The sequence below is a fragment of the Minwuia sp. IMCC3060 genome, from assembly GCF_029909435.1.
Classification (GTDB): domain Bacteria; phylum Pseudomonadota; class Alphaproteobacteria; order Minwuiales; family Minwuiaceae; genus Minwuia.
Map to the genome: position 1 here is coordinate 1159952 of NZ_CP123782.1, position 22672 is coordinate 1182623.

Genomic DNA, 22672 nt, shown 5'->3' on the forward strand with positions numbered 1-22672 from the left:
GCACTTCGGGTTGCCTGACCGGTTACCGGTTCCGGGTTGCACCGCGGGAGTGAGGAAATTTGACGCCCCGATCATTCGGACCGGGGCCGGGTACGTGGCCCGCATGACGGGCAGGCAGCACCATCGGGGTGCGGCATGGATAACAAGGGATAAGGTTTCGATGCAGATCGAACAGCTCTCGGCGGAAGGCCTGAAACGCGAGTTCAACATTGTTCTTTCCGCCGCTGAGGTCGAGGAACGGATGGGTGCAAAGCTGGGTGAGCTCGGCAAGCAGGTACAGATGAAGGGGTTCCGCCCCGGCAAGGTGCCGCCCCGGCTGATCCGTCAGCTCTATGGCAAGTCCGTCCTGGGCGAGGTGCTGGAGGAAGCGGTCAACGAAAGCAGCCAGAAGGCGCTGGAAGACAATGACCTGCGCCCGGCCGCGCAGCCGAAGATCGAGATCAAGAGCTTCGACGAAGGTGCGGACCTAGAATACACGATGGCCGTCGAAGTCATTCCGGAGTTCGAGATCACCGACCTGTCGGCGCTGGAAGTCGAGCGCCTGAAGGCCGAGGTCGACGAGGACAAGGTCACGGAAGCGCTGGAGCGTCTGGCCGCCGACCAGAAGAACTACGAGAAGATCGAGGAAGACCGCCCGGCTGCCGAAGGTGACCAGGCCCTGATCGACTTCCTGGGCAAGCTGGATGGCGAGCCGTTCGAAGGTGGCGCCGGTGAGGATGTGCCGCTGGTGCTGGGCTCCGGCCAGTTCATTCCGGGCTTCGAGGAGCAGCTGATCGGCAAGTCGGTCGGCTACGAGGGCGACATCAACGTGACCTTCCCGGCGGAGTATGGTGCCGAGCACCTGGCCGGCAAGGAAGCGGTGTTCGAGATCAAGCTGAAGGAGATCCGCACGGCAGCCGAGGCGAAGATCGACGACACGCTGGCCACCAACCTGGGTCTCGAGAACCTGGAAGCCCTGCAGCAGATCATGCGTGACCGCATTGCCGAGGAATACGGCCAGGTCGCCCGCATGCGTCTGAAGCGGACCGTGCTGGACCTGCTGGCCGACCGCCATGACTTCGGCGTGCCGGAAGGCATGGTCGAGGAGGAATACGGCCAGATCGTTCGTCAGGCCAAGGCCGATGACGGCCAGGCTGATGACAGCCAGGCCGGGGAAGCGCACGATCACGATCACGATCACGATCACGATCACGACCATGATCACGATCATGCGCATGACGAGAAGCCGGTCGACGAGGGGCTGGACGACGAGAAGAAGGCCGAATACCGCGGCATTGCCGAGCGTCGCGTGCGCCTCGGCCTGGTGCTGGCCGAGATCGGTCGCCAGAACAAGCTGGAAGTCGGCCCCGAGGAAGTGAACCGCGCCATCATGGAGCAGGCCCGCAACTTCCCCGGTCAGGAACGGATGGTGATGGAATATTACCAGAAGAACCCTGACGCGATGATGCAGCTTCGTGCGCCGCTGTTCGAGGACAAGGTCATCGATTTCATCGTCGAGATGGCGAAGGTCGAGGAGAAGGCCGTCTCCATCGAGGAGCTGACCAGGGATCCGGACGAAGAGAACGAATCGGCCTGATCGGCGATCGTTTGACGGGGAACCACCAAGGGGGCTTTGCCTTGGCGTGAATCAGCGCCATATAGGGCATCTGTCTTTTTCCCGCAGCGGCGTTCGCGACCTGCCGCTGCGGGCTTTCCAACCTTCGAGGAGCCGAGATGCAGGACCCCCGTGACGTTTACATGAACACCCTTGTCCCGATGGTCGTGGAGCAGACCAACCGGGGCGAACGGGCCTATGACATCTATTCCCGGCTGCTGAAGGAGCGGATCATCTTCATCGTCGGGCCGGTGCACGATGGCCTGTCTTCTCTGGTGACGGCGCAGCTGCTGTTTCTGGAGGCGGAGAACCCGACCAAGGAAATCTCCATCTACATCAACTCGCCGGGCGGCATCGTGACCTCCGGCCTGGCGATGTACGACACCATGCAGTACATCCGCCCGAAAGTGGCGACGCTCTGCATCGGGCAGGCCGCCTCCATGGGATCGCTGCTGCTGACGGCGGGGGAGAAGGGCATGCGTTTCAGCCTGCCGAATTCCCGCATCATGATCCATCAGCCGTCGGGCGGGTTCCAGGGGCAGGCATCGGACATCGAGATTCACGCCCGTGAGATCATCGCCCTGCGTCAGCGCCTGAACGAGATCTATGTGCATCACACCGGTCAGGACATCGAGACGGTTGAAAACTCGATGGACCGTGACAACTTCATGACACCACAGGATGCCGTGAAATATGGCCTCATCGATGAAGTGGTGGAGCACCGCGCGGTGCCGACGGATACGCCGGAAAGCTGATCGCGGGCTGTTTTCGGGGCTGTTAACCGAACCTTGATCCGTACCGGGTCAGCATTGTCGGCAGCCTTGATCACCGTCACCTGCATGCTACCTCGCCGGGGTGCAGCACTTCGGTGGGGTTGAACGGCGGACGAGCGGCTGTCTAGAATGAGGATGGCCTTGAGAAGACTGGAGCTGAAATGACCAAGCTGAGCGGCAGCGACTCGAAGAACACCCTGTATTGCTCCTTCTGCGGGAAGAGCCAGCATGAGGTGCGCAAGCTGATCGCCGGTCCCACCGTCTTCATCTGTGATGAATGCGTGGAACTCTGCATGGATATCATCCGTGAGGAGAACAAGGGATCGCTGGTTAAGACGCGGGACGGCATTCCGACCCCGCAGGAAATCTGCACGGTGCTGGATGACTACGTGATCGGCCAGTTCGTGGCCAAGCGCGTGCTGTCCGTCGCGGTCCACAATCACTACAAGCGCCTGAACCATTCCGGCAAGAACGGCGATGTCGAGCTGGCGAAGTCGAACATCCTGCTGATGGGGCCGACGGGCTGCGGCAAGACGCTGCTGGCCCAGACGCTGGCCCGGATCCTGGACGTGCCCTTCACCATGGCCGACGCCACCACGCTGACGGAAGCGGGCTATGTCGGCGAGGATGTGGAGAACATCATCCTGAAGCTGCTGCAGTCTGCCGACTACAATGTCGAGCGGGCGCAGCGCGGCATCGTCTATATCGACGAGGTCGACAAGATCAGCCGGAAGTCAGACAACCCGTCCATCACCCGCGACGTTTCGGGCGAGGGTGTGCAGCAGGCGCTGCTGAAGATCATGGAAGGCACGGTCGCCAGCGTTCCGCCGCAGGGTGGACGCAAGCACCCGCAGCAGGAATTCCTGCAGGTCGACACGACCAACATCCTGTTCATCTGTGGCGGTGCCTTTGCCGGTCTCGACAAGATCATCTCCGCCCGCGGGCAGGGCACGTCCATCGGCTTTGGCGCCGATGTGCGCAGCCCCGATGACCGCAAGACGGGTGAAGTGCTGGCCGAGGTGGAACCCGAGGATTTGCTGAAGTTCGGCCTGATCCCGGAATTCGTCGGACGTCTGCCGGTTCTGGCCACCCTGAGTGACCTCGACACCGAAGCGCTGGTCGAGATCCTGACGAAGCCGAAGAATGCGCTGGTGAAGCAGTACGAGAAGCTCTTCGAGATGGAGAGTGTCGGCCTGACCTTTACCGAGGATGCCCTGACCGGCATCGCCAAGAAGGCGATTGCCCGCAAGACGGGTGCGCGTGGACTGCGATCGATTCTGGAGAATATCCTGCTCGATTCGATGTACGACCTGCCGTCCATGGATGGGGTCGAACAGGTTGTCGTCAACGGCGAGGTTGTGGAGGGTCGGGCCAAACCCCTGAAACTCTACGCGGATCGCGCCGGAGAGATGGACAACAGCGCCTGATCCGGGTCTGCCATTCGCACTGCGCGCGCGTGCAGTGCTTGAAGCATGAAACCAATTGCATAGATGATGACGCAGGGACCGCCGCTCCGGTGAGGGCGGTGCGGCCCGCGCGTAAAGGAGAATTGTGTGTCTGACGCAGAGAACATCGTGACGCTGCCGGTCCTTCCGCTCCGTGACATTGTCGTATTCCCGAACATGATCGTGCCGCTGTTTGTCGGTCGCGACCGCTCCGTCCGTGCCCTTGAGGCCGTCATGCAGGGGTCCAAGGAGATCCTGCTGGTGGCGCAGAAGGATGCGACCGTCGATGACCCGGGGGAGCGTGACATCTATCGCTACGGCGCGATTTCCACGGTCCTGCAATTGCTGAAGCTGCCTGATGGCACCGTGAAGGTTCTGGTCGAGGGCCGCCGTCGCGCGGAACTGACCGACTTCATCGAGAATCCGGAATATTTCGAGGCGACCGCCCGCACCCTGACCGAGGACGAGGGCGGCGCCGACACCGTGTCGGCCCTGGGCCGCACGGTGCTGGATCAGTTCGAGCAGTATGTGAAGGTCTCGCGCAAGGTTCCGAACGAGGTGCTGGCAACCGTCCAGCAGATCGAGGAATCCAGCAAGCTGGCCGATACGGTGGCGCAGCACCTGCAGCTGAAGCTGGCCGACAAGCAGGTCCTGCTGGAAACCCTTTCGGTTGCGGAGCGTCTGGAGAAGATCAGCGGCCTGATGGAAGGCGAGCTGGGGGTGATCCAGGTCGAGAAGAAGATCCGTGGCCGCGTGAAGCGCCAGATGGAGAAGACCCAGCGCGAGTATTACCTGAACGAGCAGATGAAGGCGATCCAGCGGGAGCTGGGCGAGGGCGATGACGGCGGCGACGAGCTGTCGGAACTGGAGCAGCGGATCGAGGAGACCAAGCTGTCCAAGGAAGCCCGCGAGAAGGCCGATCAGGAGATGAAGAAGCTGCGGGCGATGAGCCCGATGTCAGCCGAGGCCACGGTCGTGCGGAACTATCTCGACTGGCTGCTCTCGATTCCGTGGGGCAAGAAGTCCCGCGTGAAGCGCGACGTGAATGCCGCCGAGATCGTGCTCAACAACGATCACTACGGTCTGGAGAAGGTCAAGGAACGCATCCTGGAATATCTCTCGGTGCAGCAGCGCGCCAAGAAGCTGAAGGGTCCGATCCTGTGCCTCGTCGGTCCGCCGGGTGTCGGCAAGACCTCGCTCGGCAAGTCGATTGCCCGGGCGACGGGCCGGAACTTCGTGCGGCTGTCGCTGGGCGGCGTCCGTGACGAGGCGGAGGTGCGCGGTCATCGTCGTACCTACATCGGTTCCATGCCCGGCAAGATCGTGCAGTCGATGAAGAAGGCGAAGACGTCCAACCCGCTGTTCCTGCTGGATGAGGTCGACAAGCTGGGCGCCGATTTCCGCGGCGATCCCTCTTCGGCCCTGCTGGAGGTGCTGGATCCGGAACAGAACCACACCTTCGCGGACCATTATCTGGAGGTCGACTACGACCTGTCGGACGTGATGTTCATCTGTACCGCCAACACGCTGCGGATGCCGCAGCCGCTGCTGGACCGCATGGAGGTCATTCGCCTCTCCGGCTACACCGAGGACGAGAAGCTGGAGATCGCGAAGCGGCACCTGCTGCCGAAGCAGATCAAGGACCATGGCCTGCGCAAGGGCGAATGGGATATCACCGACAACGCGATCCGCGACGTCATCCGCTATTACACGCGTGAGGCCGGGGTGCGTAACCTGGAACGCGAGATGGCGAAGCTTGCCCGCAAGTCGGTCAAGGCCATCGTCACGGGTGAGGCGAAGACGGTGAAGATCACCAGCCGCAATCTCGACAAGTATGCCGGCACCCGCCGCTTCCGCTTCGGCGAGATCGAGGAAACGGACATGGTCGGTGTGACCACCGGTCTGGCCTGGACCGAAGTCGGTGGCGAACTGCTGTCGATCGAGGCGGTGATGCTGCCCGGCAAGGGCCGCATGACCATCACCGGCAAGCTTGGCGAGGTGATGCAGGAATCGATTCAGGCGGCACGCTCGCTCGTCCGGTCCCGCGCCCTTGGCTTCGGTGTCATTCCACCGACCTTCGACAAGAAGGACATCCACATCCACGTGCCGGAGGGGGCGACGCCGAAGGACGGCCCGTCCGCCGGTATCGCCATGGTGACGTCCATTGTCTCGGTTCTGACGAACGTGCCGGTACGGCGCGACATCGCCATGACCGGGGAGGTGACCCTGCGTGGTCGCGTGCTGCCCATCGGCGGCCTGAAGGAAAAGCTGCTGGCGGCACACCGTGCCGGTATCAAGACCGTGCTGATCCCGAAGGACAACGAGAAGGATCTGGACGATATTCCGGCCAACGTGAAGAAGGACATGGAGATCGTTCCTGTCGGGACCATTGACGATGTGCTGCCACGTGCGCTGACCGAGCCGCTGAGCGCGGTGGAGTGGGATGAGGCCGCCTACGAGGCCGAGCAGCTTGCCGCCCGCCGTGGTGATCCGGATCGGGAAGGTGTCGTCACCCACTGATTCGATGATCGGGCAGCCTGGCATGCAGGCTTGACAGCAACGCGTGCCGTTGCCGCGTCACTGAAATGCAACGTTAAGTGCATGATTTGCAAAGGCGGAGAATCCTTGGGATTTCTCCGCCTTTCCCTTTGACGGGCCAAGGGTCGCCGCCTATTCTTGCCGCGGAATCACGACCTGACCGGCAATTGATGAAGGGGACGCCTTGTGAACAAGAATGAGCTGGTAGCAGCAGTCGCGGAAGCGACGGAACTCTCGAAGCGCGATGCGGGCAACGCAGTTGACGCAACGCTGGCAGCAATCGAAGGCGCGATGGCGAAGGGCGACGAAGTTCGTCTGGTCGGCTTCGGCACCTTCCTGGTCGCCAAGCGGGCCGCCTCCAAGGGCCGTAACCCGCAGACCGGTGCCGAGATCGATATTCCGGCTTCCAACCAGCCGAAGTTCAAGGCTGGCAAGGCTCTGAAGGACGCGGTCAACTGATCCTGTCCTGATTGACGACGAAGGCGCGCCGACCCTTTCCCTTGTCTGGTGAAAGTGGTCGGCGTTGTCTTTCCGGGGCCGTTGGCCCGGAGCCCGGCGATTGCTTGCCGGAGCGCGATACCCTCTCCCGGGGGATTGAAGCGTCCTGCAGGGTGAATTGAGGGGCGGTTAGCTCAGCTGGTAGAGCATCTCGTTTACACCGAGAGGGGCGGCAGTTCGAACCTGTCACCGCCCACCACCACATCCTGCACCTGATAATGCCTCAAGCCGCTGAATATTGCGGTTTTGTGGGTCGCGGCGGCTTGCCCCGACCGTCTTCACAGGGTAATAAATCCCTGTAACAGAACAAGATTCACAGCCCCGTGCGGCCCGCCAGTCGGGCATCGTCGAAACACCAACCCGATCAAGGGTGTGGACACGCTCCGGGCGATCCTGAGGACCTATTTCTTGGCAACCGAACAGGGCACTCCTCCGCCGGAATTTCCGTCGGACATTTCCGGAATCACGATCGAGGAGGAGATGCGCCGCTCCTACCTCGACTATGCGATGAGCGTCATCGTCTCCCGCGCGCTGCCTGATGCGCGGGACGGTCTGAAGCCGGTCCACCGGCGCATCCTGCATTCGATGAACGAGAACGGATTCACCTCCGACAAGGCCTACCGCAAGTCCGCCCGCGTGGTCGGTGAGGTCATGGGCCGCTATCACCCGCACGGTGACCAGGCGATCTATGACGCGATGGTGCGCATGGCGCAGGATTTTTCCATGCGTCTGCCGCTTCTGGACGGCCAGGGCAACTTCGGCTCCATGGACAACGACCCGCCTGCGGCCATGCGGTACACGGAAATTCGCCTGGACAAGGCGGGGGAGGCGATGCTGCAGGATATCGACCTGGATACGGTCGATTACCAGGACAATTATGACGGCACGACCAAGGAACCCATCGTGCTGCCGTCGCGCATTCCCAATCTGCTGGTCAATGGTGCGGGCGGTATCGCCGTCGGCATGGCCACCAATATTCCGCCGCACAATCTGGGTGAGGTCATCGACGCCTGTCTGGCGTTCGCGGAGAATCCGGCGCTGACCGCCGAGGAACTGATGGAGTTCGTGCAGGCGCCGGACTTTCCCACCGGCGGCCAGATCCTGGGCCGTGCAGGCAGCCGCGCCGCGCTGACCGAGGGGCGGGGTTCCGTCATCATGCGCGGCCGCAGCACGGTCGAGGAGATCCGCAAGGACCGCGAGGCGATCATCGTCACCGAGATTCCCTATCAGGTGAACAAGGCGGCGATGATCCAGAAGATCTCCGAAGCGGTGAAGGCCAAGCGGGTCGAGGGAATTTCGGAACTGCGCGACGAGTCGGATCGCGACGGCGTACGGGTCGTCATCGAACTGCGCCGCGATGCGATCCCCGAGGTGGTGCTGAACCAGCTCTACCGCTACACCCCGCTGCAGACGAGTTTCCCGGTGAACAGCCTGGCGCTGCTGGCCGGGCGTCCCGAAGTCTTGAACCTGCGGGACATGATCGAGGCATTTGTCCGGTTCCGCGAAGTGGTCATTGCCCGTCGGACCCGTCATCTGCTGGGCAAGGCACGTGACCGTGCCCATGTACTGGTCGGTCTGGCCATCGCGGTGGCGAACATCGACGAGATGATCCGCATCATCCGCGCCGCGCCGGATCCGGCATCCGCACGCGATGAACTGATGGACCGCGTCTGGCCGGCGGAGAATGTCCGTGCGCTGATCGAACTGATCGACGATCCGACCCACAAGGTCATCGACGGCAAGTATCGTCTGTCGGAAACCCAGGCCCGCGCCATTCTGGACCTGCGGCTGAACCGCCTGACCGCGCTGGGCCAGGACGAGATCGGGGACGAACTGAAGGGACTGGGCGAGAAGATCGCCGACTATCTGGACATCCTCTCCAGCCGGGCGCGTCTGATGGACATCCTGCGGGAGGAACTGGCGGACGTGCGCGAACGCTTCGCCACGCCGCGCCGGACCGAGATCCTGGATATCGAGTTCGAACATGACGAGGAAGACCTGATCCAGCGTGAGGACATGGTCGTGACCGTCAGCCACAAGGGCTACATCAAGCGGGTGCCGCTTTCGACCTACCGGGTGCAGCGCCGTGGCGGCAAGGGCCGTTCCGGCATGGCCACGCGGGACGAGGATTTCGTCACCAAGGTGCATGTGGTGAACACCCATACGCCGGTGCTGTTCTTCTCCTCCGCCGGCAAGGTCTACAAGATGAAGACCTATCGCATTCCGCTGGCGCAGCCGAACGGTCGGGGGCGGCCGATGCAGAACCTGCTGCCGCTGGAGCCGGGGGAGGTGATCCAGACCCTGCTGCCGCTGCCGGAGGATGAGGCGGACTGGGAGAACCATCAGGTCATGTTCGCGACCCGCAGCGGCAACGTGCGGCGCAACCTGCTGTCCGATTTCTCCAACGTGAAGTCCAACGGCAAGATCGCCATGCGGCTGGACGAGGATGATGCGCTGGTCAATGTCCGCCTGTGCGGGGAGGAGGATGACATCCTGCTCGCCGTCGGCAGCGGCAAGTGCATCCGCTTCCGCGCCAGTGATGTGCGGGTCTTCAAGGGGCGCGACTCCACCGGTGTCCGGGGCATCCGCCTGGTCGATGATGCCCAGGTCATTTCCATGAGCGTGCTGCGCCATGTCGATGGCACGCCTGCGGAATTCCGCGCCTATCTGAAGCACCAGAGCATGATCCGCCGGGGTGAACAGGCGGACGTCGATGGTGAGACGCCGGAGCCGCAGGACGAGGACAACGGTGACGAGGGCGAGGTTTCGCTGAGCTCGGAACGGATTGCCGAACTGGGCGCCGCGGAACAGTTGCTGATCTCCATTACCGAGAACGGGTTCGGCAAGCGTACCTCCGCCTATGAATATCGCGTCACCGGACGTGGCGGGCAGGGCATCGTCAATATCGTCACCAGTGGACGCAACGGACGCGTCGTTGCATCGGGTCCGGTGGAAGACACCGACCACATGATGCTGATGACGAATGGCGGCAAGCTGATCCGTATCCGGGTTGACGAAGTACGCCTGGCTGGGCGCAATACGCAGGGTGTGCGTCTGTTCGATGTCGGCAACAAGGAACAGGTCGTCTCCGTCACCCGCCTTTCGGAGGCGGAGAATGAAGGCGAGGAAGACGAGGACGAGAACGACGGCGGAAGTGAGGGGCAGGTGGAGACCTGATACCGGATCGCCGTCACCAATCTCTGAAGGGGAGAGCAGAGTTGAGTGAACGTGAAATCGTCGGATTGTATCCCGGCACCTTCGACCCGATCCATCTGGGTCATTTCGACATCATCCGCCGTGCCGCGCGGCTGGTGGACCGCCTGGTCATCGGCGTCGCCATCAATGCCGGCAAGGGACCGCTGTTCTCTCTGGAGGAGCGGGTGCAGATGGTCGAGCACGAGGTGAGGGAGTTCGACGGCCAGGTCGAGGTCCGTCCGTTCGAGGGGCTGCTGATGCACTTCGCCGAGGAACTCGGTGCCCGTGCCATCGTGCGCGGCCTGCGCGCGGTGTCCGACTTCGAGTACGAGATGCAGATGGTCGGCATGAACCTGCGCCTGAATTCGAACGTGGAGACCATCTTCCTGATGGCGTCCGACAGCCACCAGTTCATTGCCTCCAAGCTGGTGAAGGAGATCGCGATGCTGGATGGCAATGCGAAACCCTTCGTCTCCGCCCATGTCGCGGGCCTGCTGGAAGCCAAGGTCGCCGCGCGGAAGAAGTGAGGGTCGATCTCTTCGATTTCGACCTGCCGCCGGAGCGGATCGCGCTTCGGCCCGCCGAGCCCAGAACCGCCGCGCGCCTGCTCGAGGTGACGGCGGACGGCGTCGCGCACGCCACCATTGCCGACCTGCCGGACCTGCTGCGCCCGGGTGACCATCTTGTGGTGAACGACACGCGGGTCATTCGCGCGCGCCTGCGGGGCCAGCGTGGCCAGGCACGGGTGGAGATCATGCTGCACATGAATCTCGGGCCCGACTGCTGGGCCGCCTTTGCCCGGCCGGCGAAGCGGCTGCGCGTCGGTGACCGGGTGCTCTTTGCCGATGAATTCTCCGCCGAGGTGCTGGAGAAGCGGGACGCGGGGGAGGTCGTGCTGCGCTTCGACCGCCAGGACGCCGACCTCATGGCTGCCATCGACCATGTCGGTGAGCTGCCGCTGCCGCCCTATGTGGCCTCGCGCCGGGCCGTCGATGACCGCGATACGGCGGACTATCAGACCATCATGGCCGACCGCCCCGGTGCCGTCGCTGCCCCCACGGCGGGCCTGCATTTCACCGACGGGCTGTTCGCGGAGCTGTCGGCGCGGGGCATCGACAGCACGCGCGTGACGCTGCATGTGGGGGCGGGCACCTTTCTGCCGGTGAAGGCTGATGACACCACCGAGCACCGGATGCATGCGGAAGTGGGGGAGATCACGGCGGAGGCCGCGGCCCGGATCAATGAAGCGCGCGCGGCGGGGGGGCGGATCGTGTCGGTCGGTACCACGTCGCTCCGCCTGCTGGAGAGCGCGGCGGACGAGGACGGGACCATCCGGCCCTATCATGCGGCGACGGATATCTTTATCACGCCCGGATATGCCTTCCGCGCCGTGGACATGCTGATGACCAATTTCCACCTGCCCCGCTCGACCCTGTTCATGCTCGTCTCCGCCTTTACCGGTCTGGAGCGGATGCAGGCCGCCTATGCCACCGCGATCGCGGAGGGCTATCGCTTCTATTCCTACGGCGACGCGACCCTGCTGCACCGGGTGTCGGCATGAACGCGCCGACCTTCGGTATGGACGTGCAGGCGACCGACGGCATGGCCCGCGCCGGGGTGCTGCAGACCGCCCATGGCCCGATCCAGACCCCGGTCTTCATGCCGGTCGGCACGGCAGGTACGGTCAAGGCGATGACCCCCGCCGCCGTGAAGCAGACCGGCGCCACGATCATTCTCGGCAATACCTATCACCTGATGCTGCGGCCCGGGTCGGAGCTGGTGCAGGAAATGGGCGGGCTGCACCGTTTCATGAACTGGCCGGGACCGATCCTGACCGATTCTGGCGGGTTCCAGGTCATGTCGCTGGCGGGGCTGAGAAAAATCGACGCCGACGGGGTGACATTCCGCAGCCACGTCGATGGTGCGCATGTGCGTCTGACCCCGGAAAGCTCGACCCTGATCCAGGACCAGCTCGACGCCACCATCACCATGGCCTTCGACGAATGCACGCCCTGGCCGGCGACGGAGCAGCAGGCGCGGGAATCGATGGAACTGTCGATGCGCTGGGCGGAACGCTGCCGCACCGCCTTCCGCGCCCGGCCCGGCTATGGCCAGTTCGGCATCGTGCAGGGCGGCACCTTCGAGACCCTGCGGCTGCAGTCCGCCAGCACCCTGACCGACATCGGCTTCGACGGCTATGCCGTGGGCGGGCTGGCGGTGGGGGAGGGGCAGGAGGAGATGTTCCGCACCCTCGATTTCACCACCCCCGCCCTGCCGCATGACCGCCCGCGTTACCTGATGGGCGTCGGCAAGCCCGACGATCTGGTCGGCGCGGTGCAGCGCGGCGTGGACATGTTCGATTGCGTCGCCCCCACCCGGTCGGGGCGCAACGGTCAGGCCTTTACCCGGCGCGGCACCGTGAATCTGCGCAACAGCCGCCACCGCAGCGATCCGCGCCCGCTGGACGAGGAATGTCCCTGTCCCGCCTGCCAGGACCACAGCCGTGCCTATCTGCACCATCTGATCAAGGCGAAGGAGATCCTCGCCGCCATGCTGCTGACCTGGCACAACCTGACCTACTATCAGACCCTGATGCAGCAGATGCGCACCGCGATCCTGGCTGGCCGCATGGACAACATGGCAGCCGCCTTCTCCGAGGAACAGGCCATGGGCGACATACCGCCAAGGGACTGAGGACAGGCCCCGACCCGCAGTCGCCGGATGACGCCACGGCAGCGCCCGGACAGTCTTGACCCCGCTCCCCACCCCGCCTATCGTCCGCCCGCCGCGACACCGGAGCCCCCTCCGGTCCCTCCCGCACACCCCATGGGGGCCCTTAGCTCAGCCGGTAGAGCAACTGACTTTTAATCAGTAGGTCGTTGGTTCGAACCCAACAGGGCTCACCATATTTTTCAATAATTTATCAAATTATTGATCTTACTCGCGCTCAAGGCCGCCCTCAAAGTTTCCTTTTTTGTGTAACGCAAAAGGCTTCTTGAGGCTGTCTCGGTTCGGATAGTGCTTTGACCCCCATAGAATTCCAGATGCCGGTGGTCCAGACTTGGGGACCGGAGCATACTGAACAACAAATTTCATTCAGGCAGGGAAATGCATGGCCGAAGAAGATTACGACGAAGAACTGCGTTGGCGGCTAGAGGTGCTGCGTACGCAGTTTGAGGAAGGCAAGATACACATCGCTGAGCATCTGGCTGCTGATTTTGAGCGAAGCTTGGGAGCAGTGCGGTACCGCGCAGACGGCAAAATCGATCTATCAACCGTCGATGGTCGCGTACGTTCAATGGCAATGATGGCAGCTGTTGTCAAGAATCGCCAAGATGCGAAAGACGCAGTTTCTTTGGAAGAGATTGCTCATTTATATTTTTGTTGTATTGAAGAAAATCTTGGATTATTTTTAAGAGAAGCTCGACAAAAAAGTACGATGCACATTCATTTGCGAAGATGGTATCTGGACAACCGAGTGTTGTTGTCAACATAAGCCCACAGATTCCAAGATTGCTGGAGGGCCTAGAGGAATTTTGGTCGTCATTGACCGATTCCTCACATTATCATGTTCAGGAATTGACTGGGGTTAAGGCGGTTTTTGGCGGTGATCTGTTCCCCTCCTACCAGCGCAATATTGCAAGCAGCACGGGCTTGTATGTTGATACAATTGTTCTGTCTGACCCATTTTGGCATACCCGCCACATTTTTGAACGCGCGACTCCAGAACGGCAAGTTTATTACTTAATAAAGCACGCGATTAACCTGATGCAGTATCGTGACCTAGCTCTTGCCGATTTGGATAATCCGATAGTTATCATCACACCATTTAGGTCTTCAGTAGATGAAGAAGAGGTGAAATTCTTAAAAGGGTTGGCGGAGAAAGATGCCTTGATCCACGCGGAATATCTTTTTGGTCGTAAATTTAATTCAGTTGAAGAATTTTTTGAATTTGCAAATAGTTTGGACACGCCGGAAAGCGTCGTGAAAGAGCTTGTTGATAGAGATCGGTTGCTTTTTGATATCGATTGGACAGAGCCATTGGAGCAGCAAATTCGTCGTTCGATTAAGTATAATGCTGAATTGTTGCCTGTTGGCACTAATTCTGGCGGCTTGGTTGCTTCGCAATGCATGGGAAGAATGATGCAGTCGACTGACATATTGCTCAAGATTCGCTATCTTATGGGCACGCCTTTGATTGATGCGGCCACATCTTGGAAGTACTTTAGCTGGAAGTTGGAGTATAATTCGGCATTGACCGAAAGCGCGGAGGCGAATTTACATATGGTGAGAGGGCTGCAACGTGTTGCGGAAACGGATATGCAATGGCTTGGCAACATTCCGCCAGCGGCACTCATAGAGATGCGCCAGCAGGGCGCTTTTGACGAAATCCGTGAGATGTTGTCACAAGGTGTCAGTGAAATTGCTGCGACCAGACCGGATTCTTTTTTCAGGCCCAGTGATAAGATCGTTGATAACGTGCAAGACGCTTTTGAGAGGCATAAAGAAAGAATCAGAGAACTTCGTCAGAAGAATATGAATTTCGCGGGAAACGATCTCGGTTCTTGGCTCGTTTCGGGGACAATTGAGCTTGCGGCAATTGCAACTGGTACACCGACCTTCGGGGTTGCAGCATTTGCAATCAATCAAGTGGTCGATGCACCCAAGTTGAGAGAACTACCCGAACGGTTCCGTAGTCTGAGAGATGCTCACGTCGAACTTAAGAAGTCACCTATGGGACTGTTTTTCGCTCACAAGTAGGCCAGATCGACGAAATGAACGGTCCCTGACCTGCTCCCCTTTGAATCCGCGATTCAAGGTTTGCACAGTTCAGGTTTGGTTCTCTGTTGACCGTTGATGATACTCCCGCGGGGTGAGACCATTGTCACAAGGGGAGGTGGCGTCTCTCATCCAAACAGCCGTTGAACTGCACTCCAGGGCCTTGGATCTGGCGAAGGATTGGCGTTGGCAGTTCCCCGTTTCGACCGCTTTCATATCTGCAGTTTCTGGTATTGCAGGAATTTTGTTGGGAGTGCTGCTTACTTGGCTGCTTCTACTCCGTAGTTCGTTGGTTCGAACCCAACAGGGTTCATCCCTTTCAGTTGGTGCCCGTTCGGCTATCATCGGGGCTGAACCTGGCAGGCATTTGGGGAAAATCAGTTGATCACCATTCATCATCTTGGCGTATCGCAGTCCGACCGCGTGGTCTGGCTGATGGAGGAACTCGGTCTTCCCTATGACCTGAAGTGGCATCACCGGAAGGCGAACCGGCTGATGCCGGACGCGTACTTCAACCTGCATCCGGCGGCGACCGCGCCGGTGATCGAGGATGACGGTCGCGTGCTGACGGAATCGGCGGTGGTGCTGGAATATGTCTGCCGCACGCATGCCGGGGGCCGGTTCACCGTGAACCCCGACCAGCCGAACTATTTCGACTACCTCTACTGGATGCAGTTCAACAACAATGCCCTGGGCCTGTATTTCGCGCAGCTTGCCATGGGAGCCAACCCGACGGGCGAATCGACGCCGATCGTGAAGGAACTGCTGCACCGCCGCTGGTCAGGCTATTACGACTATCTGGAGCAGACGCTGGCGAAGCACGATTATCTGGCAGGTGACGAATTCACCTGCGCGGACATGATGGTCGTCTACAACTTCGGCAACATCCTTGCCTCCGGTGGCCGGACCCTGGCGGATCTGCCGAACACCAATGCCTATTTCCAGCGGATCAGTGCCCGGCCCGCGTACCAGAAGGCCATGCAGATCGCGGGGCCGGAGGCGACGCCCCCGGCGTAGGTGCTTCTGAGGCCGGATGCGGAGGGCGGTGTGGCGATTGTCCTCACTGTGCCCTGACCTGATCAGTGGCAAGATGCAGGCACCTTTCATGACCTGAGCTGATCGAGCCGGGTTCCATAATGGAGGTGCAGGCATGAAGGCGATGGTGCTGGATGCGCCCGAACAGGCGTTGCGGCTGGCGGAGATGCCGACACCGGTTCCCGGTCCTGACGATGTGCTGCTGGATGTGGAAGCCTGCGCCGTCTGCCGGACCGACCTGCATATCGTCGATGGCGATCTGACCGAGGCAAAGCTGCCGCTGGTGCCGGGCCACGAGATCGTCGGTCGTGTCGCGGCAATGGGCGCGGCTGTCCAGGGGCTGACGGTTGGCCAGCGGGTCGGGGTGCCCTGGCTTGGCGGCACCTGCGGGCATTGCCGCTATTGCCTGAAGGGTGCGGAGAACCTCTGCGATACGCCCGTCTTCACCGGCTACACGCGCAACGGCGGGTTCGCCGAACAATGCCTTGCCGATGCCCGCTTCGTGGTGAAACTGCCTGATGATGCCGACCCCGCCCATCTCGCGCCTCTTCTGTGTGCCGGGCTGATCGGGCACCGGTCGCTGGGCATGACCGGGGAGGCCCGGCGGCTCGGGCTCTACGGGTTCGGTGCCGCGGCCCATATTGTCGCCCAGGTGGCGCGCTGGCAGGGACGCGAGGTCTTCGCCTTCACGCGGCCCGGCGATTCCGATGCCCAGGGTCTGGCCCGGCGGCTCGGCGCCGTCTGGGCGGGCGGATCGGACGAGATACCGGCGGAGCCACTGGACGCCGCGATCATCTTCGCCCCTGTCGGCGCGCTTGTGCCTGTCGCCCTGCGGGCCGTGGCGAAAGGGGGAACCGTCGTCTGTGGTGGCATCCACATGTCCGACATTCCCGGCTTTCCCTATCAGGATCTCTGGGGCGAGCGCGTGATCCGCTCCGTGGCCAATCTGACCCGTGCCGACGCGACGGACTTCTTCGGGACCGTGGCGGAGGCCGGCATCCGCACCGAGGTGACGCGATATCCGCTGGAGGACGCGAACACGGCTCTGTCGGCACTCAGGGAAGGACAGATTTCCGGGGCAGCCGTTCTGATGTGCGGGCAGGCGCGCCATGAACACACCTGAAACGGACCAGGCTGCGACCGTCGCCTTCATGATGCGGGCGGATACGCACGGCGGTAGACCCGTCGAGCATATCGAGACGCATATCTCGCACATCTTCCTGGCCGGCGATTATGCCTGGAAGATGAAGAAGGCTGTCAGTCTCGACTTCGTGGACTTCAGCACCCTGGCGCAGCGCAAGGCGGCCTGCGAGGCCGAACTGGTGGTGAATGCCCGGACAGCACGGGCGATGTATCTCGATGTCGTGGCCGTCAATGAGCGGGACGGGCAACTCTGGCTCGGTCCGCCGACTGCGCCGGTCGAGTATCTTGTCCGGATGCACCGCTTCGAACAGGCGGACCTGCTGGACCGGATGGCGGCGGAACACAGGCTGGATCTTCAGACCGTCCGGGAATTCGCCGACGCCGTGGCGGGCCTGCATCTGACCGCCGAGGTCGTGCGCCCGCAATCAGGTCGGGACGCCTTTGCGATGACGCTCGATGATCTGATCACCAATCTCGACCATGCCGTGCCGGACGGGCTCCGTGCCGCTTTCGGGCGCTGGCGGGCGAAGGTACTTCCGGTTGCCGGGGCGCTGGCAACCAGGCTGGCGGCACGGGCCCGTCGGGGTGCCGTGCGCCACGGTCACGGTGACCTGCACCTCAACAATGCCTGTCGCTTCCGGGGCGAGGTGGTGCTGTTCGACGCCATCGAGTTCGAGCCGCGGTTCAGTCACGTCGATGTGCTCTATGACGCGGCCTTCGCGCTGATGGACCTGCGCCATCGTGGGGAGGATGAACCGGCGATTGTCTTCCTCAGCCGATATCTTGTGGCGACGCGGGACTATGCGGACATGCCCGCGTTGCGGCTGTTCCTTTCGGTGCGCGCGGCTGTGCGGGCCCTGGTCGGCGTGCTTTCGCCTGCCGGGCAGACCGCTGCGGCAGAATATCTGGCACTCGCCGAGGATCTGCTGGCGGCGCCTCGGCCCCCGCAGGTCATCGCAATCGGGGGCCGTTCCGGCACCGGCAAGTCGACACTTGCCCAGGCGCTGGCACCCCGGATCGCTCACGCACCGGATGTGGTCATCCTGCGCACGGACGAGATCCGCAAGCGCATGCTCGTCTGCCGCCCCGACGAGACGCTGGGGGCGGATGCCTATCGCCCGGAGATCACGGCTGCAGTCTATCGCAGGCTGGCGGACGACGCCGGGCGGGCGCTGGGCGCAGGCGCGAGTGTCATTGTCGACGCGACGATGCTGAAGCCTGAACAGCGTGCCATCGCACAATCCATTGCACGCGACGGGGGGGCGGCGTTCCACGGCTTCTGGCTTGTCGGGGCGGAGGAGACCCTGGCCGAGCGGATCGCCGGGCGGGGCACGGATGCATCCGATGCCGACCAGCAGGTCATGCGGCGACAGCCGAAGATCGGTGAAGTCGAGGGCTGGCAGACGCTACGGTCCGACCGTGACAGTTCCGCCACCCTGGAGGCGGCGCTGGCAGTGCTCGGGCTCCCCGCCTGATGCCGGGTCCCGGATTCCGGCATTCGTCAGGGGGGCGCATTTTTCGATGGGAACACATGCGTTCGTGACTTAAGTGTCCGGGATCGAATTCCTGCGGATTGTTGAACCATGACTTCCGAGACTTCAGCCAATACCGAAGAGACCATCCGCCTCACGCAGCGGCCTGACTGGGTCTATCTGCTGCGTGAGTACTATGAGCTCTACCGGTTCCTGTCCGCGGGCGGCAGTTCGAAGATCCGGACGCATCAGCGCACGGTGCGGGAGGCGATCAACAAGGTGATACAGGCGAATGCGCCGATGACCTTTCCGCTGCCGGAGCGCAAGCCGGTCGTCAGTCACATGCGGCGGGCCCTGGACGAGGGGCTGGCGGAACGCCATGCGTCCTGCATCCGGGCGATCATGGCCGTGCAGGATGAACTGAGCTGGCAGTATGGCTATGGCCGCATGCCGAGGGGGCTGTCGCAGAAGTACGCCTATGCGGAGATCACGGGACCGTCCGGTCCGGTCATCACGGAGCAGGTCATTCTCGGCCTGGTGCTGTTCGCGCCCGGCTGTACCTATCCGGCGCATGCCCATGACGGCATCACCGAAAGCTATGTCTGTCTTTCAGGCTCGGTCAGCGAGAATCACCAGGGCGTCTATTCGCCGGGGTCGCTGATATACAACCCGCCGGACCATCGTCACCGGATCACCGTCGCGGATCATGAGCCGGCCTTGCTGGCCTACGCCTGGCATGGGCCGACCGAAAAGCTGGCCGGGCAGGTGATGTCTTTCCGGCGGTCCTGAAAGCCATTCCGGCCCGTCCGTCGGGTCGGAAACACGTCACGGAGGACGCCATGTTCCGGGATTCCTCGATCATTTGATCTCGTCGAATGTCCGCCACCTGGCCGCCCATACCGAAATCTCGGTGATGGTGGTGCGGCGGGCACATCACCGGACACTGCGCGGGCGCGTTCCGGATCAGCCCTGATCGAGCATATCCACGTGCGCGGTCAGGTTCCGGTGAAAGTGACCGATCGCCTGCTCGAAGTGGCCGAACGTCAGATGGCTGTTGGCGCCGCTTTCCATGTGGGTCTGGATCGTGTGGGCTGCGTCGCGATCCTCGATCAGGCCGGTGTCCTGCACGAAGTTGGCGTCGCGGCGGGCGACCTCGACATCGATCGGCTTGCCGTCTTCCGGTTTCAGGGTGACCTGATAGATCACCCATTGGGTCTCGGTCGGGCTGACCGGCTCCAGAATCACCAGCATCGCGTGATCCGTCAGGTAGGAAATGTGCGTGTTCGGAAACAGCTGGTAGACGTCGGTCACCATGCCCTTCAGGCGTCGTTCCTCCCGCGGAATCTGTCGCAGCTTCTCGATCCGGCGGAAGGGAAAGACGATCCGGGAATTGCGCCCGTAGGTCTCGACGACATTCAGGTTGTCGAAGCCGTAGGGGTAGAACGACTTATTGTGCAGGGCCTTGATGTGATAGCCCTCCATCGAGGTCTCGCCGATCAGTTTCCAGTTCGATTCATCGGTGAAGCTGATGGAGTTGAAGACTTCCTGCCCGGGTTCCAGCAGATCTGGCATCTCGCCCAGTGCCCCGTCCGACAGCGGCGTGTCCTGGGTGACGAAGATCAGTCCCCCGCGTTCCTCCACCGCATGCACCGGCACCAGCCCGTTGTCCGCCTTGTCCAGACCGGGAAAACCGTCTTCGCCGGGCACATGTTTCAGGCTGCCGTCCAGGCCATAGGTCCAGGCGTGATAGGGGCAGGCGAAGGACCGCTGGCAGCCCTCCCCCCGCGCCACGGCCATGCCGCGATGGCGGCAGGCATTGCGGAAGGCGCGGGCCACGCCGTCGTCGCCACGGACCACCAGCAGTGGCGTGCGTGCGGCCGTGCGCGCGATGTATGACCCCGGTTCGCTGAGGGCGGCGGAGGGGCAGAAGGGGACGGGTATGCGGCGCAGCACCTCGATCTCGGCGTCGAACCTTTCCCGGGACCGGTAGTTCTCCACCGGCTCCCGCCACACCTGGGTGCCAGCATCCGTCGTCTTGCCGTCGATGTGACTGAAGATCCGGTCAATCAGATCAGCGTCGTTCAGCAAATGTCCCATCAGTTCCTCCCCGAACCTCCGTCATGAACAGACAGATAGCATTGCACCCCGCACCCGCCAAGGAATGGTGTGATGCGTCCTAGCCCTTCAGCCGCGACAGGATGGCGGCCATGCGCTCCCGCACATCGGTGATCTCGTAGGTGGTTTCCGCCTCGTAGGTCAGGCCGTCATCCAGTCCGGCATTCTCGGAGCGCTGGTAGAGATCCTTGTAGGCGGCGATGGAGCCCGAACTGTTGGCGGCCATCGCGGCAGCCAGTGCATCAACGCGGGCATCCAGTTCAGCGCGGGGAACGGATTCAAGGGCCAGGCCGTAGCTGGCCGCCTCCGTTCCCGTGATCGTGCGGGCGGTGAAGGAAAGCTCCTTGGCGCGCATCATGCCGACCTTGCGCGACAGTCGCTGGGTCATGCCCCAGGTCGGGCGCAGGCCGATCATGGCGTGCGTGTCGCCGAACTTCGCCTCATCGGCGGTGATGGTGATGTCGCAGGCCAGCATGATCTCCAGCGCGCCCGTGAAGCAGAAGCCGTTGACCTTGGCGATCGTCGCCTGCGGCATCTCCGAGAGCAGTTTCTGCACCCGACGCGCGGCGCTGTTGAGTTCGGTGCCGACGTCTCCGGCGCTGACGTCCTGTCCACTGGCCTGCAGTGCCTTCAGGTCGACACCGGCGGAAAAGGCCCGGCCCGCGCCGGTCAGCACGACCACAGAGACATCATTGCGCGCCGCAAGGCCGGACAGGGCGTCGCCAGCCTCCGTCAGCAGATCGATGGTCAGCGCGTTCAGCGCGTCCGGCCGGTTGAAGGTGACGGTGGCGACACCGTCGGCCACTTCAGTGATGATGAATTCATGGGCCATGCGACTGCTCCCCCTTGTGCGCCGGATCGCGGCAGTCTTCCATCAATGGGCGCGCGGCTCAACGGTGCGCCACGCGCAGGCGGGATGCATCGGCACCAGGGCAGGGAGGCGGAACGGGACAACATGCGCAGCAGCAAGGTGATCCACGTGATCTCCGCCCATGCGGAGGGGGAGGTGGGCGATGTCATCGTCGGCGGAGTCGCGCCGCCACCGGGGGAGACCCTCTGGCAACAGCGTGACTTCATCGCGCGGGATGGGGTGCTGCGCGACTTCGTGCTGAACGAACCGCGTGGCGGTGTCTTTCGCCACGTCAATCTGCTGGTGCCGCCGAAGCACCCGGAGGCCGATGCGGCCTTCATCATCATGGAGCCGGAGGACACACCGCCCATGTCCGGCTCCAACAGCATCTGCGTCGCGACGGTCCTGCTGGACGCCGGTCTGGTCCCGATGCAGGAACCCGTCACGCATCTGACGCTGGAGGCTCCGGGCGGACTGGTGCGGGTCAGGGCCGAATGCCGGGACGGCAAGGCGGAGCGGATCACGGTGCGCAATCTGCCCAGTTTCATGGACAGGGCAGGGGTCGTGCTGGAGGTTCCTGGTCTTGGCCGGATCACGGTCAACACGGCCTTTGGCGGCGACAGTTTCGTGGTCGTCGATGCCGCCGGACTGGGCTTCGCCATCGTGCCGGAGGAAGCGCGGGCGCTGGCGGAGATGGGAATCAGGCTGACCAATGCCGCAAACGCGCAACTGGGCTTCCATCATCCGCAGAACCCCGACTGGCGGCACATTTCCTTCTGCCTGTTCGCGGGACCGCTGGAGCGGCGGGGGCAGGGCCTGCATGCCCGCTCTGCCGTGGCGATCCAGCCGGGCAAGATCGACCGTTCCCCGACCGGCACCGCGCTGTCGGCGCGGATGGCGATACTGCATGCACAGGGGGGCATGCGGACCGGTGACACGCTGACCGTCGAATCGATCATCGGATCGCATTTCACCGGACGCATTGCCGACACCACGATTGTCGGCGACAGGCCTGCGATCATCCCGGAGATTTCCGGACGGGGCTGGATCACCGGCACGCATCAGCACATGCTTGATCCCGCCGACCCCTGGCCGCGCGGGTATCGGCTGAAGGATACCTGGGGCGTGTAGTTGTGGTTCGGGGGGCGAACGGGCAGAGTGTCGCGTGGGCGCAAATGCCTGATAATGGGGCAGAAGGCTCGTTATGATGCCATGCTGTTCCGATGTTTCCGCCG

General features: G+C 62.5%; 18 protein-coding genes and 2 tRNA genes. 18 read left to right on the forward strand and 2 right to left on the reverse strand.

Going from position 1 to position 22672, the window contains the following annotated elements; translation table 11 throughout:
- The first annotated feature begins 160 nt into the window (after positions 1 to 160).
- The 17 genes from tig (at position 161) to QGV54_RS05550 (ending at position 19261) form a co-directional block, all read left to right on the forward strand.
- Positions 161 to 1576 carry a trigger factor gene (gene tig / locus QGV54_RS05470; protein ID WP_281020079.1) on the forward strand — a complete coding sequence of 472 codons (1416 nt, stop codon included), beginning with the start codon at positions 161 to 163 and terminating at the stop codon, positions 1574 to 1576.
- Between the two features lie 137 nt (positions 1577 to 1713).
- Positions 1714 to 2349 (forward strand): ATP-dependent Clp endopeptidase proteolytic subunit ClpP, encoded by a 636-nt coding sequence (gene clpP, locus QGV54_RS05475; protein WP_348637630.1) that lies wholly within the window; start codon positions 1714 to 1716, stop codon positions 2347 to 2349.
- A gap of 179 nt (positions 2350 to 2528) precedes the next feature.
- Positions 2529 to 3794: an ATP-dependent Clp protease ATP-binding subunit ClpX gene (clpX, locus tag QGV54_RS05480; RefSeq protein ID WP_281017852.1), complete on the forward strand. Its 1266-nt coding sequence runs from the start codon at positions 2529 to 2531 to the stop codon at positions 3792 to 3794.
- A 126-nt stretch (positions 3795 to 3920) separates the two neighbouring features.
- Positions 3921 to 6332 carry an endopeptidase La gene (gene lon, locus QGV54_RS05485; RefSeq protein WP_281017851.1) on the forward strand — a complete coding sequence of 804 codons (2412 nt, stop codon included), beginning with the start codon at positions 3921 to 3923 and terminating at the stop codon, positions 6330 to 6332.
- Between the two features lie 204 nt (positions 6333 to 6536).
- Positions 6537 to 6809 carry an HU family DNA-binding protein gene (locus tag QGV54_RS05490; RefSeq protein WP_281017850.1) on the forward strand — a complete coding sequence of 91 codons (273 nt, stop codon included), beginning with the start codon at positions 6537 to 6539 and terminating at the stop codon, positions 6807 to 6809.
- A 162-nt stretch (positions 6810 to 6971) separates the two neighbouring features.
- Positions 6972 to 7047 (forward strand) — tRNA-Val (locus QGV54_RS05495).
- Between the two features lie 209 nt (positions 7048 to 7256).
- A complete protein-coding gene (gene gyrA, locus QGV54_RS05500; protein WP_281017849.1) occupies positions 7257 to 10025 on the forward strand; it encodes a DNA gyrase subunit A in 2769 nt (922 codons plus the stop codon).
- Positions 10026 to 10066: 41 nt separating this feature from the next.
- Entirely contained in the window at positions 10067 to 10570 is a 504-nt protein-coding gene (gene coaD / locus QGV54_RS05505) for a pantetheine-phosphate adenylyltransferase (protein WP_281017848.1), read from the forward strand.
- Positions 10567 to 11604 (forward strand): tRNA preQ1(34) S-adenosylmethionine ribosyltransferase-isomerase QueA, encoded by a 1038-nt coding sequence (queA, locus tag QGV54_RS05510; protein ID WP_281017847.1) that lies wholly within the window; start codon positions 10567 to 10569, stop codon positions 11602 to 11604. The genes coaD and queA overlap by 4 nt, the downstream gene beginning before the upstream one ends.
- Positions 11601 to 12737, forward strand: a complete 1137-nt coding sequence (gene tgt, locus QGV54_RS05515; protein ID WP_281017846.1) for a tRNA guanosine(34) transglycosylase Tgt — start codon at positions 11601 to 11603, stop codon at positions 12735 to 12737. Before queA ends, tgt begins: the two co-directional genes overlap by 4 nt.
- 136 nt (positions 12738 to 12873) lie before the next feature.
- Positions 12874 to 12949, forward strand: a tRNA-Lys gene (locus QGV54_RS05520).
- 206 nt (positions 12950 to 13155) lie between these two features.
- Positions 13156 to 13539, forward strand: a complete 384-nt coding sequence (locus QGV54_RS05525) for a hypothetical protein (protein WP_281017845.1) — start codon at positions 13156 to 13158, stop codon at positions 13537 to 13539.
- A 50-nt stretch (positions 13540 to 13589) separates the two neighbouring features.
- Positions 13590 to 14804, forward strand: a complete 1215-nt coding sequence (locus QGV54_RS05530) for a hypothetical protein (RefSeq protein WP_281017844.1) — start codon at positions 13590 to 13592, stop codon at positions 14802 to 14804.
- Positions 14805 to 15203: 399 nt separating this feature from the next.
- Positions 15204 to 15839 (forward strand): glutathione S-transferase family protein, encoded by a 636-nt coding sequence (locus QGV54_RS05535; protein ID WP_281017843.1) that lies wholly within the window; start codon positions 15204 to 15206, stop codon positions 15837 to 15839.
- A gap of 133 nt (positions 15840 to 15972) precedes the next feature.
- Positions 15973 to 16980 carry a zinc-dependent alcohol dehydrogenase family protein gene (locus QGV54_RS05540; protein ID WP_281017842.1) on the forward strand — a complete coding sequence of 336 codons (1008 nt, stop codon included), beginning with the start codon at positions 15973 to 15975 and terminating at the stop codon, positions 16978 to 16980.
- Positions 16967 to 18475: an AAA family ATPase gene (locus QGV54_RS05545; RefSeq protein WP_281017841.1), complete on the forward strand. Its 1509-nt coding sequence runs from the start codon at positions 16967 to 16969 to the stop codon at positions 18473 to 18475. The genes QGV54_RS05540 and QGV54_RS05545 overlap by 14 nt, the downstream gene beginning before the upstream one ends.
- A gap of 108 nt (positions 18476 to 18583) precedes the next feature.
- Positions 18584 to 19261 (forward strand): dimethylsulfonioproprionate lyase family protein, encoded by a 678-nt coding sequence (locus tag QGV54_RS05550; protein ID WP_281017840.1) that lies wholly within the window; start codon positions 18584 to 18586, stop codon positions 19259 to 19261.
- A gap of 174 nt (positions 19262 to 19435) precedes the next feature.
- On the opposite strand, the gene QGV54_RS05555 is transcribed toward QGV54_RS05550, so the two are convergent.
- Positions 19436 to 20569, reverse strand: a complete 1134-nt coding sequence (locus QGV54_RS05555; RefSeq protein ID WP_281017838.1) for an aromatic ring-hydroxylating dioxygenase subunit alpha — start codon at positions 20567 to 20569, stop codon at positions 19436 to 19438.
- A 79-nt stretch (positions 20570 to 20648) separates the two neighbouring features.
- On the reverse strand, positions 20649 to 21419 hold the full coding sequence (locus tag QGV54_RS05560) for an enoyl-CoA hydratase/isomerase family protein (RefSeq protein ID WP_281017837.1): 771 nt from the start codon (positions 21417 to 21419) through the stop codon (positions 20649 to 20651).
- A 123-nt stretch (positions 21420 to 21542) separates the two neighbouring features.
- Between QGV54_RS05560 and QGV54_RS05565 the strand changes: the two genes are divergently transcribed.
- A complete protein-coding gene (locus tag QGV54_RS05565; protein WP_281017836.1) occupies positions 21543 to 22568 on the forward strand; it encodes a proline racemase family protein in 1026 nt (341 codons plus the stop codon).
- Positions 22569 to 22672: the final 104 nt, after the last annotated feature.

Excerpts from the sequence above, each read along its gene's own strand:
- tig (WP_281020079.1), top strand. The coding sequence starts at position 161 with ATGCAGATCGAACAGCTCTCGGCGGAAGGCCTGAAACGCGAGTTCAAC.
- clpP (WP_348637630.1), top strand. The coding sequence starts at position 1,714 with ATGCAGGACCCCCGTGACGTTTACATGAACACCCTTGTCCCGATGGTC.
- clpX (WP_281017852.1), top strand. The coding sequence starts at position 2,529 with ATGACCAAGCTGAGCGGCAGCGACTCGAAGAACACCCTGTATTGCTCC.
- tgt (WP_281017846.1), top strand. The coding sequence starts at position 11,601 with ATGAACGCGCCGACCTTCGGTATGGACGTGCAGGCGACCGACGGCATG.
- QGV54_RS05525 (WP_281017845.1), top strand. The coding sequence starts at position 13,156 with ATGGCCGAAGAAGATTACGACGAAGAACTGCGTTGGCGGCTAGAGGTG.
- QGV54_RS05540 (WP_281017842.1), top strand. The coding sequence starts at position 15,973 with ATGAAGGCGATGGTGCTGGATGCGCCCGAACAGGCGTTGCGGCTGGCG.
- QGV54_RS05545 (WP_281017841.1), top strand. The coding sequence starts at position 16,967 with ATGAACACACCTGAAACGGACCAGGCTGCGACCGTCGCCTTCATGATG.
- QGV54_RS05550 (WP_281017840.1), top strand. The coding sequence starts at position 18,584 with ATGACTTCCGAGACTTCAGCCAATACCGAAGAGACCATCCGCCTCACG.
- QGV54_RS05555 (WP_281017838.1), bottom strand. The coding sequence starts at position 20,569 with ATGGGACATTTGCTGAACGACGCTGATCTGATTGACCGGATCTTCAGT.
- QGV54_RS05560 (WP_281017837.1), bottom strand. The coding sequence starts at position 21,419 with ATGGCCCATGAATTCATCATCACTGAAGTGGCCGACGGTGTCGCCACC.
- QGV54_RS05565 (WP_281017836.1), top strand. The coding sequence starts at position 21,543 with ATGCGCAGCAGCAAGGTGATCCACGTGATCTCCGCCCATGCGGAGGGG.